This is a genomic window from Pacificibacter marinus, from assembly GCF_018860505.1.
Lineage (GTDB): Bacteria > Pseudomonadota > Alphaproteobacteria > Rhodobacterales > Rhodobacteraceae > Celeribacter > Celeribacter marinus_B.
Genome location: NZ_JAHKPU010000017.1, coordinates 81,598 through 95,711, shown reverse-complemented (window position 1 = coordinate 95,711; position 14,114 = coordinate 81,598). Strand labels below are relative to the sequence as shown.

Below are 14,114 nucleotides of genomic sequence, written 5' to 3'. Positions count from 1 at the left end.
GAAGCGAAGGCATGGATGTGCATCGGGGCGCACCCTATCCAGTTCTTTGCATGCCAGAGGCTCACGCCTCATTTCAGCGGCGCGTTGCGTTGCGAAGGATCGCGCCCGAATGCTTTGGTCGGAAGACCATGCCCGCGCTGAGCCTTCGCCGCCTTGCTCCACCAGAACATCTGCTCCAGCGTGCGACCAAAGTAAGATTCCCACTCTGCCACGTCAGCATCCGCTCCAAACGATCCGTCTTCTTCAAAGACCTCCTGTGCGCGCGGAATGTGGATCATCGCTGACACCGGCAGGCATCCCAATTCGCTCAGATATGTCCGCATATTGACCGACGCGCGCACCGCCCCACTGGCCTGCGGAATAGGTCACGATGGCGCTGGGTTTGAACGCAAAACTCGAACTTGCGAAGTGGTTGAGCAGGTTGGCAAGCGCGGGGCTCATTGAATGGTTGTATTCTGGGCTGACCATCACATAGCAATCAGCGGCTTCAACTTTCTCAGCAAGACGCTGCATCGCAACAGGTGCTTTCCCAGCGGCATAGGCAAAGTGCGGCTTGAATACAGCAGGCAGATCAAGATCCAGCGGATCGATGACCTCTACGTCGACCTTAGCACCTTCAAGCAACCGCGCCATTGCCGCGGCAACACGCGCGCCAAGTCTGGCCGGACGTGGCGGCGTGCTGTCGCGAACCGATCCTAGAAATACGATGACTTTCATACGTGTCAGGCCCTCACTGCAGTCCAATTACCCCGCATCATGCGCAATGCAATGTTGCTTGTCTACGATGAGCACACTCTTAACACATGATGCTATTTGCGCTCATAACCGCTGACGCCAAACCGTTTGCGCATATCCGTAAAGAGATGGGCATCGACGCGAATGAACGCTTGGATGAGCTGAAGGCGCGTTATGATGCAGAAGATGAGTTGCCAAGCTTGTAGGACGCATACCAGATGGATGCGTCCTTAACGTCAGAGCCCACGACAGCTCCACGGCACAGGCGCAGCATTTAGGCTTTAGGACATTCAAACTGCCAGTGCTGATATCATATTTTATCTGGCGTCAGATGCCCGTGCTCTTCAAGCCATTGTGTCAGAATGACTTCAGCCATTGAAGCGACCGATCTGCTATCTTTTTGAGCAGCTTTTTCCAGCGCCTCTTTTAAGCTTGGTGTTATGCGCAATCCCAAAGGGGCTGACTTAAGTTCGCGTTTGTTTGACAATGTTAGTAATCCGCTATTGACCTATAGATGCAAACAAGACATACTAACACTTGCTAACAATTGCAACAGACGGAACCGCAGGGTGTTACGAGCACCCAACGATTCCTAATCATTCAGATCCATTGGAGATCATCATGACTAAACAGACCCCTATCACGCCTTTTGGGGCGCATAAAGTCCCGCATGACACGGCAGCGTCACGCGCCTTCCCCGCCCTTCTCACTCTTGTGACGGATTTCATCATCGCAGAGCGCGATCTTGAAGATGTCGGGCACAGCCAGGATCCGGCCTACGTTTTGTGGCTGCGCGATGCGGATCGCGCGCAAACGCGCCTGATGAAGGGCTTGCGCCATTTTCACGCTCTGCCGAATGTGGCCTTGGCGGACCAGCCGCTGTTTCGCACGGCGCGGCTCATTGAGGCCATGCTCGGCAGCGAAGAGCTTGGCGGCGCGCGGCGCTTGCACCGCGAGATGCATTTTTCATTCTTTTCGCAATTCCAGCTTCCAGGCATTGGCGTGACCGCCATGCAGCGCAATGCAATGCTGATCCAAGCACGTCACTTGATGACGGCGCTCGCAGCCTTGCCGCTCTTTGACAGCGCCCCAGAGGTTCTGGATGACACACGCGGCTCAGACGAGCCGCCTGCCCCAGCCTTTTAAGCAAACGATCCCCCTTAAGCATCAGAACAGGTCGCCATTTTCACCGTGGCGATCCTCCTGTCTGTGCGCGGATCGATCGCTGCAGCCCTTCGGCTGCGGTCCCAACAAATTTGCACATCTTTTTCTTTTATATGGAGCACATCCTATGAACTCGAATTCCAACTCCCAAAACATGATCACCATTCAAAACACCTTGCTGCCCATTTATAAAGGCGCCCTGCTGCCGCATTGGATTGAGACGGCGCAGTCAAAAGGCTTCGACATCGTCGCCCGCGTCGTCGACCGCCTGCACTTCGCCCTGCGCTGCCACCACTGCGGCGCGCTCAACAAAGTGCGTCTCTTTACCTTTATGAACAGTCAGCCCAATTGTTCTGCCTGTATTGAACAGGCTTGGGCCTCAGACGCCGCGGCCGCTGGGCTGGAGTTGCTCAGCCGCGATCCCAAAAGCCGCCACCATGGCATTTATCGCGCGCCCTGCGGACACAAGTTTCGTCGTCAATTTGAGTTAATCAAACGCGTGGCCGCTGGAAAGACCAACCTGCGCTGCGAGACATGCCATGCCGCCAGCGAAGTCGCAGAAGCCCAAGCGCAGGGCTGGGATCTGATCGGTCCTGATCCCGAAGGCGACCCGAACTATCGCCAGTATCGTCATACGGACTGTGGCCATGAGCAGCGCGTGGCGCGTGCCAATATGCAGACGGGGCGCTTTGGTTGCGGGGGATGCGGCGAAGACTGGGTCTCAGCCCCGAGTTTTCTCTACGCAATGTCATTTACGCTGGCGAACGGTCGCGAACTGGTCAAGCTGGGGTTTTCTCGCAATCCTGACAGCCGCCTGCGGCATCAGCTGCAATGCGATGCCGCGATGCCCTGCGCCGTGTTGCGTGAGGTGCCCATCAAGACAGGCCAAGAGGCCATCCGCCTTGAGAAGGGGTTGCACACAAAACTGCGTCAAACCCATTGCGATTGCCTTGTCGATCCCGCGATCTATCGCGGCCAGATCCGCGTCAAATCAGAGATCTACGATGCGCGGCTGACCCAGACCATTCTCGATCATCTCGACACGATTGAGGCGCAGATCGCGCCGCCGGCCGCTTAGATCTCCACCTCAAGTTAGAACCGACCTCCGAGCAGATCGCTCGGGGGCGCTGCCTCACACTCTCTCACAGGGAGGGCTTCTCTATGCCCAAATCACAGACCCAAACACCCGTATGGACCGACTTTGCCTATACGTTGATCGAGCGCCTGCGCCGCCATCACGGCGTGGCGCGTCATTCCGATGAAGACCTCACGCCCTCTGAACTCGATACGCTCTTCGCGCGTTTCGATGCAGGCGACGGCATCGATTGCTTTGCGCCAGACAGTTCACTGTCCGCCAGCACAGTGCCGCCCCGCCACGTGCCCGCCCGTCAGGTTCTGACCGCCATTCGTCTGGCCGCCAGCCTCAAATCACCATCGGTCATCACTGCGGCGCAGACCTGCGGCGCGCTCACCGTGATCCGCGATATCGACCTCGCAGATCTTGCGACGCTCAAAGACGTCTTGCGCATTTGTTTCGCACAAGACCAGTGGCAGGTGATCGCGCCGGACGTCGCTGAGGGCGCACTTATAAAGAACGCGCAAGCCCGCTTTCACACCGCGCTGACCGACAGCTTTGACATGATCCAGCCGGTGTTGGCCTTGCAAGCCGATGGCATCTCGCTGCCCAAACATGTGACCGCGATCACCTCGCCCACAATGCCCACCTTTCCAATGGCGCGGATCTCTGGCGATATCCTGACCACATTTTTGCAATCCGGCCATCTCTCGCATCACATCTCTGATCCCACCGCCTTATGCGCAGCACTTCCGAACGATGAGATCCTCTGCGATCTCGACACGGTCACCACCTGTGCCACGCTGCGTGCGAAGAACCTGCAGGCGGCTTTGGCACAGCTGAGTGCTGTCACCAAACGCGATGCTAATACTTCTGGCCCGCGTTTGGAGGATATGAGCGGCGAGAGCCCCGCCCTGTCGGCGGCCCGCCGGATTGTCGATGATCTGCAGCTTTGGAAAGCAGGCAAAGCAAGCTGGCACGAGATCAGCCGCTCGCTCTTGCTTTACGGCCCGCCCGGCACCGGCAAAACCTATCTCGCCCGCGCCATTGGCAACAGCGCTGGCTTATCCGTTGTCAGCGCCAGCTTTGGCGCATGGCAAGCGGCGGGGCACTTGGGCGACATGCTGCGCGAGATGCGCGGCAGCTTTGCAGAAGCCCGCCGCAAAGCACCCTGTGTCCTGATCATCGATGAGATCGATGCTGTTGGCACGCGCAATGACGACGACAGCCATGGCTCAGGCTATCGCTTACAAGTAATCAATGCGTTCCTTGCAGCGCTGGATGCGATCTCGCACGACGCAGGTGTCATTCTGGTTGGCACCACCAATCGCGCGGACAAGATCGACCCCGCCGTGCTGCGCGCTGGACGGATGGATCTCAAGGTGGCGATGCCCCTGCCCGACACTGAGAGCCTCTTGGTGATCCTGCGCCAGCATCTGCGCGATGAGATTGCCGATGCCGACCTGCAGGCCCTTGCGCGGGGCTCTGTCGGCAAAAGCGCTGCTGAGATTGATGCCGCAATCCGTGCGGCACGGTCTGATGCGCGCCACAGCGAGACGATGCTCTCACTGGCGATGCTGCAAGATCATCTCAACATCGACGCGAGCCCTGAGAACCAAAACCTGCTCTGGCGAATTGCCATCCACGAGGCTGGCCATGCGATCGTCGCATCCGCTTTGAACTTGGGCGCCGTCACCAGCCTGCGGATCTCACCGGATGGCGGCCAAGTGGCCTGCCAGTTCAATCAAAACGAGAGCCTGCTGGCGGATTTTGAGGCCCAGATCGCCTATTCTTTGGCAGGCCGCGCAGCAGAACGCTTGGTCTTGGGCGACATCTCGGCTGGGGCTGGCGGCTCTGACACCTCGGATTTGGCGCTGGCCACAAAGGCCGCCATTCAGATCGAGACCACCTTGGGCCTTGGAGAGGCAGGTCCTGTTTGGCACGCCAAACCAAATGAGACCCTGCGCGCCACACCTAGACTTCGTGACCGTGTGCGCCACCGTTTGGACCACGCAGAGCAACGCGCAACCAAACTGCTCGCAGAACATCGCGATCCATTGGAAGCCTTGGCTGGCGAACTCCTGCACCACCGCTCAATGCGCGCCGCTGAGATCGAGCCTTTGCTGCGCGAGGTCACGCCCCTCAGCGTCAAGACGCAGACCAGCGCACAGATCAACGCGCCACATCAACCCCCGCGTGAACCGCCAAGGCTGGGGTGAGAAAGGCCAAAGACAGACAGATCAAAAAGGCAAAATACGATGCCCCCAACCAGATAAATGACACACACCAATCCCAAAAGGCTGCCCTTAAAAACAAAGGAATGATCCACATTATACTGTCTGTTGGTCGCAATATAAAAAAGGAACGCCACAATAGATACTTCAAGTCAACCAAGCCTCAATTTGCCAACCCTATCGACGGATCACGCATTCCGGTTGTCTATTGAGCGGTTAAGTGCGGGAGGCCAAAGACAGACAATCAAAATAACGAGCATCATAGAAAAGACAGGATCAGCATCTGGGTCATTTGATGGTCCGCGTTATTTTGGTTTGTTTGTTTTTCAGTTTCTCGGTTTCTGAAGGCTTTTTCAGTTTTTGATTTTCATCTTAAAAAGAACGGATAATTTTTTTCGGTTTTTTACAAACAAACAGATGAGAGATTTTTTGGTTTTTTAAGTTTTAGAGCAGACAGATAAAATCCGGGTTTTTTTCCAGCTTTTTAAGAGTTGATTTTTTATAGCTATTTTTATGCATCAACAGTGTTGCAGAATAATAGATAAAGTTTTTCGACACGCCAGTTATCCACAACATTCCGACATTCAGCGCATAGTTTCAGTCTCTTAGCGCCCCCCATGAGGTCCCCGATGCAGTATAGTGATACCCACACCGCCGGACACATCTCCGGCTTCAAATACATCACTTTAAACCGTCCGGCGCAGCGCCGGAACGGGCGGGAGACCTCGGCCAATGGCACGGGACCAAAAGAGACACGCAAGCGACAAGGAGGTGGCAGAAGCGCCGCCCGTCGCTGCCCCTGTGTCTTCTGGCAGCTCGCACGCCGAGCCTCATCCCAGCCTGATCAAAATCGTGCGCCTGCTGGCTCGGCAAACAGCAATGGCCGATATCGCAGCCCAACAAAACACACCTTCGGAGGAGTAATATCATGACCGACCAACCTCTTCGCGTTGTCACCTACGCCCGGTATTCGACAGACATGCAATCGGATGCCTCAATTGAGGATCAACAACGCATCTGCCACAGGCTGATTGCAGATCGCGGCTGGAGCGCGACGAATGACTATTCCGATGCGGCGATTTCCGGCGCATCCCTACAAAGGCCAGGCTACCAAAACCTCCTCGAAGATGCCCGCAACGGCCTTTTCGACGTGGTTGTGGCAGAAAGCCTCGATCGTATCAGCCGTGACCAAGAACACATTTCTGGCTTTTTCAAACAAATGCAATATCGAGGCATTCGTATCGTGACGGTATCGCAAGGCGATGTGAGCGAGATGCATATCGGCATTAACGGTGTATTGTCCGCGATGTTCTTAAAAGACCTCGCGGCCAAAACACACCGCGGTCTTGAGGGGCGTGTGCGCAAAGGTAAATCCGCAGGCGGGATCAGCTATGGCTACCGCGTCAGACGCGCCTTTAACGAGGATGGCACCCCCGTCACGGGTGAACGTGACATTGATCCCGATCAGGCCGCTGTCGTTGAGCGTATTTTCAAAGAATATGATGCCGGCCATTCGGCGCGCACGATTGCGGCAGGCTTGAACGCTGATGGCATCACCACAGGCACAGGGAAAGGCGCAGGCACATGGGGGCCCTCTACAATCATGGGCAACTGGAAACGCGGCACCGGTATTCTCAACAACGAGCTCTATATCGGCAATTTGGTTTGGGATCGCCAACACTTCATCAAAGACCCAGAACAGCAAAAACGCCAAGCTCGCCTGAACCCGTCCGATCAAAAGGTCGTTGTCGCCGTGCCGCATCTGCAAATTATCGATGACGCTCTATGGGACCGCGTTAAAGCCCGCCAAGCTGCGGTGCGCAAAGATATGAACCCCGCTGGAATCCAAAATGCCCGCACCCGCCCCGAGAATGCGCGGCGTCCGAGCTATCTGTGTTCAGGATTGCTCAAATGCGACTGCTGTGGCTCGAGCTATACCTTGATCAACAAAACGCGCTACGGCTGCTCAGGTGCGCGCAACAAAGGCGACACAATCTGCAGCAACCGTGCCACCATCACCCGCGAGGCGATCGAAGACCGCGTGCTCACCGGCCTGCACGACAGCCTGCTCCACCCCAAACTGCTGGAAGCCTTCGTGGAAGAATACCACCGCGTTTTCAATCAAAACGCAGCAGGCGCAACTGCGGAGCGCGGGCAGGCCCGTAGCGATCTCGCCAAAATCGATAAAAAGATCAACGGCATCATGACAGCAATTGAGGACGGGATGTATCAACCTAGCATGAAGGACCGCATCGCAGAGCTGGAACGCGAGAAGCAGTCCCTGGAAAGCCTCCTTGAGCAAAGCCCTGAGCCTCCGACCCTGCGCTTGCATCCGAGCCTGTCACAGGCTTACCAGCGTAAGATCCGCAATCTGTCGTCAGCCCTGCAAGACCCTGCACTCAAGACAGAGGCGACCGAAGCGCTGCGGGGGCTGGTTTCTGCGATACGGATGCTGCCCGACGAGACCGCACCAAACGGGCATCGCATTGAACTCGTTGGAGAATTGGCGGGCATTCTGGCATTGGGGGACGCAAAAACGACAAAACCCGCATCATGTGCGGGTTTGGGGTCGATTACGATGGTTGCGGGAGCTCGACTTGATAAATACTTGCCTTTGTATAAAACTCCCACAAGTTAGCACGCCTGAGCCCGAGCTCGCAAAAGCCAAAAGCCAAAAGCCAAAAGCACTATATTCCTCGCTATAAAGCGCGGAAAGCGAAAGTTCACCGCTGTTGCGAGGTTTTACTATGAATAATCTAAAAGCAGTCGATTAAGGTGCCGATTTCCCTTTTTTCCCGCCTGCCTTTGTGAATATGCGCTTGGTGTAGGCAAGCCACCTCGAACGACGACAACCGCGATTACGATTGACGATAGCCCGGTTGGGCGAACGAAGGTGCTCATATGGCCAACATCGGCGAGGTCGCATGCTTGTTTGTTTATCAGCTCAAGCCAGAAGTTAAATGGAAAAAGCTCAATAAACTGCGAACATCTCATGCAATCCTATTTTATCACGCGATTAAGGTCTTCTCTCACCCGCTTGAAAGTATTTAAAGACCGCATGGTTTTTCCGGCATCGATGCTTGCAAGATCAAGGATGATTGTGTTGGCTATGGTCATAGGAACGACCAAAGACTGGGATTCCCCTGCCCCCCCTCGCGAGACGCATATCTGACTATTTTTAGCCCCCTTTATGCGAGTATCTTCAACATCACAAAGGATGAGGCACGCGGCATCACGCTCACCGGCTAAATCTGTAAGGTGTTTGAGCTGCGTTGTGGTGCCACGAAAGCAGCTCAAGAACAGAACATCACGGGGCCCCATCGTGTAAACCCATTCTACCTGTTGCTGTTCTACGCTGCCCAAATCAATTGCCTCGTAGCCAGAACGCCGAAGACGCAATGCAATCAATTTTGCGAGTGCCGTTCCATGGCTTGTTCCAACTGTAAAAATGCGCCGTGCATTGTAAAGAACCTCAGAAAAAACGCGGATTTGCGCATCGGTCACGGTATCGCGTAAATGTTCAAGAGCAGACACTTCACTGTCGATAAGCGATGACAGCAGCCCCCCCTCACCCGCGCGCGCAAGTCGTGCAGCGATCCGCGCTGTCGGATCTGCAAACTCATCTTGCCCCCCCATCAAGCTGGTTTGCATAAAGGTTCGAAATTCAGGATAGCCTTTGAACCCCAAACGCCGCGCAAGGCGCATAGCCGATGCGGGATGCACCCCTGCCCGCGACGCCACTTCGGTACTATTTTCGAATGCCCCGCGGATCGGGTCGCTGGTTAAAACCTTAAGAAGGCGCGTATCAGCATCCGTTAACTTTCCAAAATGCTGAGTGATAAGTTGAGAGAGGTCCGTGGGGGGATTATGTCGATCAATCATAAATGAATTTCACCGCTGCGGAACATCAGGCAGTCTCTTTTACATGCGTTTTGGGCATCTGAGAGTGATGCATCACTGGAAGGTCTAATCTAACCCCAGATATAGCATCAAAGCACAGTGCTTGCGAAGGATCTAATGACAGCCATATGGTATCCCCTTCATGCGGCAATTCTTCGCCTCGCGCCACAACGGCTGACAGTCGGCCAGCTTCACTTTCGCAGTGTACGATGAAAGTCGCCCCTGTCATTTCGGTCAAAACGACGCGCGCAGTGATAGAAGGTCCACTGACAGGACTGCGATTTAAGCTCAAAGCCTCAGGCCGGAACCCAACATCGATATTACGCTCGCCCCCCCAATCATCGATACAGTCAGCGGGAACAAAATTCATGGCAGGCGAGCCTAAAAAGCCAGCAACAAAGCGATTGACCGGCTGATCGTAAATCATATCTGGTGTATCGAATTGCTGTAGATGTCCGTCCTTCATCACCGCGACACGATCAGCCAATGATAAAGCCTCGGTTTGATCGTGAGTCACATAGATGATCGTCGCCCCAAGTTGACGGTGCAAGTCTTTAATTTCAGTGCGCATGGCAACCCGTAGTGCATTGTCCAGATTTGACAAAGGCTCATCCATTAAGAACGTCGAACAATCACGCGCCATTGCACGCCCCATTGCAACTCGCTGGCGTTGCCCTCCAGACAGCGCGCCCGGCTTGCGATCCAGATACGATGTAAGCTGCAATGTTTCAGCCACAGATCGAGCTCGTTTTAGGCGTTCCACTTTTGGCACTTTGCGCAGTTCTAATCCAAAAGCGATATTTTCCAAAACCGTCATATGCGGATACAGCGCATAGTTTTGAAAGATCATCCCGATGTCCCGATCTTGTGGCGGCAGGTCATTCGCCCGTTTGCCATCAATCAAAAGTTCACCTTGCTCACAGGGGTCAAGCCCCGCCAATAGCCGCAACAACGTGGACTTTCCGCATCCCGAAGGACCAACGATAACAATGAATTCGCCGTGCTGGATATCCATGGATACGCCATGTAAAATCTGTGGCCCGCCCGCATAGGATTTACGAATGTCTTTCAAAGTGATCGCGCTCATTGGGCTGCCTCTTGCATAAATGCTTTGCGCACCGCAATCGCCAGATTGGGGCGGTCTGTTGTGAACACTTTGGCTCGCAGAGCCAACGCTTTTCTGATCTGGGGTTCCGTATGTGCGGCCCAACACCCAAAGTTTAAACCAGCGTCTGTCACCTGCATCATCACATCTTCACTGACGTGATCGATGTTCAATCCAATCTCAGGGATGTCATGCTGTTTTGCCACGTCAATCACTGTCGCCACCCCCAATTGTTTCTGCACTGCTGGGCTGACAAGCCACAGACAAGGACGCGCTGTGTGGCGCTTGATCTCATCAAGGTTGGCAATCAAAAAGGACGAGAAAACTGTACGTTCTAACATGGCGTTGTGAGACAGCTCCGTGATTACTTTTGGCACAAAATTCTCATAAGGCGCGCCGTTTCGATCTGGCTTAAATTCACACCTGAAATTTACCGAACTCTGCTGATATAACGCGCAAAGCTCTTTGAGCGATATGGGATGTTCATCAATGCCATAGTCGATGGTTGCGGCACGAATTTCGGCCTCAGTAAGGGCGTTTAGCGCCCCAGTGCGATCTGTTGTGCGATCAAGTGTCGGGTCATGATGCACCATGATAGCACCATCTTTGCTAGGGTGCAGGTCAAACTCGACCTCCTCCAGCGGCAGGGACGCCGTTGCACGAAACCCAAAAGGCGTGCTGTCACCATACTCCAGCGTGCCACCACGATGCGATGCAATGCGTGTCATATTACTAATCCTAATGTGCGTCATTTTACGGCTCCCATCATCATGCCGCGTATCAAATGACGTTCGACCAAGATGAAACCAACAAGAACGGGTAAAATGGTGATGGTTGAGGCCGCCATAACCAGCGGCCAATCGATGATATCTTCGCCCGGATTCACGCGGTACAGGCGTGCCAAACCGATCTGCAATGTGTAAAGATCTTCGCGCCCAATCGCGACAAGCGGCCAAATATAATTGTTCCACTCCGAGATAAAAATATAGAGCCCCATTGACAGGATTGCGGGCTTTGACAGCGGAATGATCACCCGCCACAGCACCTTCAAAGGCGATGCCCCATCCATATACGCCGCTTCATCCAGCGCGCGCGGGATGCCGCGAATATATTGGCGCAAGAAAAAGGCCGCAAATCCATTAGACACCGCGGGCAAAACCAATCCCGCATAGGTATCCAGCAGACCCGCCTTGGCCAGCGTTAGATAGTTCGGGATCAAAGTGATATGACTTGGGATCATCAATGTCGCCACGACAGCCCCAAACAACAGATTGCTTCCCGGAAATGTATAGCGCGCAAAGGCAAACGCGGCACAGGTAGCGACTGCCAAACCAATGAGCGTCACAAGTCCGGACACGATCACCGAATTCACCAGATAGCGCGCAAAATTATATTGTCCGATCGCCATCTCATAGTTGTGAAAGGTAAACTCTATATTGCCCGTGTAGTATGCATCAGCCGTCTGAAACGACATCCAGATGGAATACAAAACAGGCGACAAAAACAGCAGACCAGCGGCCAGCGCAAGGACAGCCAAAAATGGATTTTCAGGCTTCATAATGTACCTTTCGCCCAATAACGCGGGATTTGACCACCGCCAATGTGATAAGGAATGCGAATAGCAACACTGCCAAGGCAGATCCCACACCGATGTCGAACAGATTGAACCCCACGCGGTACAACATATTGACCAACATATCCGTCGCCCCCGCAGGCCCGCCTTTGGTCATGACGTCAACTATGGTGAAAACTTGAAAAGCTTCGATCACTGAAATCATCAGCAAGAAATACGTTGTCGGCATCACAAGCGGCACCGTGATGCGACGAAAGACATGGGCCTTGCGCCCCCCATCAACAGCCGCTGCGTCATACAGTTCAGGCGCAATTGCTTGCAGGCCCGCGATGTAAATAATGATGTCGTAGCCAAGTTGCTTCCAGGTATTGACAAAGATCAACACCCACAAGGCAACATGCGGCTCTTGCAACCATGCCACTTTTGGCAGACCAAAGCTCGACAACAGCGCATTCATCATGCCGTAATCTGTCGAAAAGACCCAAGAAAACACCACGCCGATGGCAACGGTCGACGTGACAGATGGCAAAAACAGCGCGCCTCGCATCAAGCGCGACACCAAAGTTTCACGCAAAAGTTGATTGGCGATGAACAGTGCCAAAAGCAAACGCAGCGGCACCGATATAATCGCAAAGATCGCCGTCACGCGCAGAGCGTTCCAAAATTCTCGACTGTCCAAAAGCAGGCGATAATTATCAAACCCCACGTAAGGTTTGGTCGGCGATAGAAAGTCCCATTCGCGCAGGCTAAGGTTCATGCTTTGAACGATCGGGATATAGGTGAACACCGCGATAAATCCGAGCAGCGGCAGCACAAAAAGATAGGGCGTCATACGGCGTAACATAAAGTGGCCTTCCAAATCATGAAACGAGGCCCCAACGCATTGGAGCCTCGTTTGTTTGTTAAGTTACGGCTTATTTTTTAAGACGTTCAGCTTCTGCGCGTGTGCGTTCAGCAAACTCGTTCAAGACGTCTGGGACTTCGCGTTGGCCCAACGCCATAGCTTGCCATAGATCATATTCAGAGGCGCGCATCCATGTCACGACCGGAGGACGGGGGCGTCCGCGTGCAACATCAAGTTGGTTGATGGCCACATCGATGCCGGGCTTTTCAGCCAACGCTTCTATCGCAAGAGGTTGCCCTGCGGTATTTTTATTGATCGGCATGTAACCCGTCTCTGAGAACCACAATGCATTGGATTCAGGAGAGGCAGCAAAGCTGATGAACTTATATGCCGCGTCTTGAACCTCTTGTTCAGATGTAGACAAAATACCGATCCCTGCCCCGCCGATTGGCACGGCGCAGACCTTATTGCACGGCATCGGCACGACAGCCAAATCGTCACCCAAAGCTGACGTCGAGCGCCCGTAGTTGCCAGTCGAGTTGATCATCATACCAACTTTTCCAGCCAAGAATGCATCACGACCGTTGTTTTCTTTGGTCACACCATCGGGCGAAGCAACCTTGTGCTCATGCACCAGCGACGCCATAAATTCATAGGCTTCGATCGTATTTGGTGCGTCGAGCAAAATATCGCCAGAAACGCTATCGATCAGGTCGCTGTCATTGTCCATGACCAGACCCCAGCGCGCAAATTGCCCAGGAGCGGCGATGCCAGAAATACCTTCATCGCCAAGCGTTTCTGTGATCTGTTTCGCCGCAGCCAACAGGTCATCATACGTGTTCAAAGGTGTGTTTTCGTCAAGGCCAGCTTGTTGGAAAATCGCTTTGTTGAAATACAAAACTGGCGTCGAGGAATTGAACGGTACAATGTAGTTTTTGCCTTCATACACGCCGACTTCGCGCGCGAAGTTGAACAGATCATCTTTAAGCGGATCTGCGTCAACATAGGCTGTCAAATCTTTCAACACACCGCGGTCCGCGAACAAACCGTATCGTGTGACTTCCATGATCACCGCATCAGGCGCGCGCCGCGCAGGGATCGCCGCTTGAAGTTTCGTGACGATGTCGTTGTAGTTGCCGATCTCTTGCGCATCAATTTTGATATCTGCGTTTTCCGCTTCAAAGTTTTCAATGATACGGTTCAGCGCATCACCAGAAGATCCACCAAAACTGTGCCAGAATTCAACGGTCACATCCGCCGCGGCTAAAGTCGTTGACCCCAGCAAAGCCAGCAGCCCTGCGCTTGTAATATTCTTGATATGTGCAATCATTTTAACACCCATTTTGCAATACTAATTGCAGTTTCGTTAAGGTACGAAATAGGCAGTCATTGTAACGATATTAATAATAACACGTGAAAAATAGGCAACAAACATGGCTTAGCGCAGAATAGCTGCGCCCTTTTACGAGCAATGATTGCCATTA

Annotated in this window: 15 protein-coding genes; 6 read left to right on the top strand and 9 right to left on the bottom strand. The window is 53.8% G+C overall.

Annotated features, from left to right (window positions below; all coding sequences use genetic code 11):
- Positions 1-68: 68 nt before the first annotated feature.
- Both KO503_RS03700 and KO503_RS03695 read right to left on the bottom strand, forming a co-directional pair.
- Positions 69-278 (bottom strand): hypothetical protein, encoded by a 210-nt coding sequence (locus tag KO503_RS03700; protein ID WP_215990226.1) that lies wholly within the window; start codon positions 276-278, stop codon positions 69-71.
- A complete protein-coding gene (locus KO503_RS03695; protein WP_215990225.1) occupies positions 244-717 on the bottom strand; it encodes an NADPH-dependent FMN reductase in 474 nt (157 codons plus the stop codon). Before KO503_RS03695 ends, KO503_RS03700 begins: the two co-directional genes overlap by 35 nt.
- 86 nt (positions 718-803) lie before the next feature.
- Between KO503_RS03695 and KO503_RS03690 the strand changes: the two genes are divergently transcribed.
- The gene (locus KO503_RS03690; protein ID WP_215990224.1) at positions 804-941 is read left to right on the top strand and encodes a hypothetical protein; all 138 of its coding nucleotides are present in this window, start codon (positions 804-806) and stop codon (positions 939-941) included.
- 104 nt (positions 942-1,045) lie between these two features.
- On the opposite strand, the gene KO503_RS03685 is transcribed toward KO503_RS03690, so the two are convergent.
- Positions 1,046-1,222 (bottom strand): hypothetical protein, encoded by a 177-nt coding sequence (locus tag KO503_RS03685; RefSeq protein ID WP_215990223.1) that lies wholly within the window; start codon positions 1,220-1,222, stop codon positions 1,046-1,048.
- A gap of 134 nt (positions 1,223-1,356) precedes the next feature.
- On the opposite strand from KO503_RS03685, the gene KO503_RS03680 reads away from it, so the two are divergent.
- The 5 genes from KO503_RS03680 (at position 1,357) to KO503_RS03660 (ending at position 7,846) form a co-directional block, all read left to right on the top strand.
- Positions 1,357-1,881 (top strand): hypothetical protein, encoded by a 525-nt coding sequence (locus KO503_RS03680; protein ID WP_215990222.1) that lies wholly within the window; start codon positions 1,357-1,359, stop codon positions 1,879-1,881.
- Between the two features lie 172 nt (positions 1,882-2,053).
- Positions 2,054-2,977 carry a GIY-YIG nuclease family protein gene (locus KO503_RS03675; RefSeq protein WP_215990221.1) on the top strand — a complete coding sequence of 308 codons (924 nt, stop codon included), beginning with the start codon at positions 2,054-2,056 and terminating at the stop codon, positions 2,975-2,977.
- A gap of 83 nt (positions 2,978-3,060) precedes the next feature.
- Entirely contained in the window at positions 3,061-5,193 is a 2,133-nt protein-coding gene (locus KO503_RS03670) for an AAA family ATPase (RefSeq protein WP_215990220.1), read from the top strand.
- 747 nt (positions 5,194-5,940) lie between these two features.
- Complete coding sequence (locus tag KO503_RS03665; protein WP_215990219.1) at positions 5,941-6,132, top strand: hypothetical protein; 192 nt, start codon at positions 5,941-5,943, stop codon at positions 6,130-6,132.
- 4 nt (positions 6,133-6,136) lie between these two features.
- Positions 6,137-7,846: a recombinase family protein gene (locus tag KO503_RS03660; protein WP_215990218.1), complete on the top strand. Its 1,710-nt coding sequence runs from the start codon at positions 6,137-6,139 to the stop codon at positions 7,844-7,846.
- A 362-nt stretch (positions 7,847-8,208) separates the two neighbouring features.
- Here the strand turns inward: KO503_RS03660 and KO503_RS03655 are convergent, their stop codons facing one another.
- From KO503_RS03655 to KO503_RS03630, 6 genes are all read right to left on the bottom strand, one after another.
- Positions 8,209-9,090 (bottom strand): MurR/RpiR family transcriptional regulator, encoded by an 882-nt coding sequence (locus KO503_RS03655; RefSeq protein ID WP_215990217.1) that lies wholly within the window; start codon positions 9,088-9,090, stop codon positions 8,209-8,211.
- Between the two features lie 25 nt (positions 9,091-9,115).
- The gene (locus KO503_RS03650) at positions 9,116-10,195 is read right to left on the bottom strand and encodes an ABC transporter ATP-binding protein (protein ID WP_215990216.1); all 1,080 of its coding nucleotides are present in this window, start codon (positions 10,193-10,195) and stop codon (positions 9,116-9,118) included.
- Positions 10,192-10,941 carry a glycerophosphodiester phosphodiesterase family protein gene (locus tag KO503_RS03645; RefSeq protein WP_215990215.1) on the bottom strand — a complete coding sequence of 250 codons (750 nt, stop codon included), beginning with the start codon at positions 10,939-10,941 and terminating at the stop codon, positions 10,192-10,194. The genes KO503_RS03650 and KO503_RS03645 overlap by 4 nt, the downstream gene beginning before the upstream one ends.
- Before the next feature lie 20 nt (positions 10,942-10,961).
- On the bottom strand, positions 10,962-11,771 hold the full coding sequence (locus tag KO503_RS03640) for a carbohydrate ABC transporter permease (RefSeq protein ID WP_215990214.1): 810 nt from the start codon (positions 11,769-11,771) through the stop codon (positions 10,962-10,964).
- Positions 11,761-12,630, bottom strand: a complete 870-nt coding sequence (locus KO503_RS03635; protein ID WP_215990213.1) for a carbohydrate ABC transporter permease — start codon at positions 12,628-12,630, stop codon at positions 11,761-11,763. The genes KO503_RS03640 and KO503_RS03635 overlap by 11 nt, the downstream gene beginning before the upstream one ends.
- Before the next feature lie 70 nt (positions 12,631-12,700).
- Positions 12,701-13,960 carry an ABC transporter substrate-binding protein gene (locus KO503_RS03630; protein WP_215942384.1) on the bottom strand — a complete coding sequence of 420 codons (1,260 nt, stop codon included), beginning with the start codon at positions 13,958-13,960 and terminating at the stop codon, positions 12,701-12,703.
- Positions 13,961-14,114: the final 154 nt, after the last annotated feature.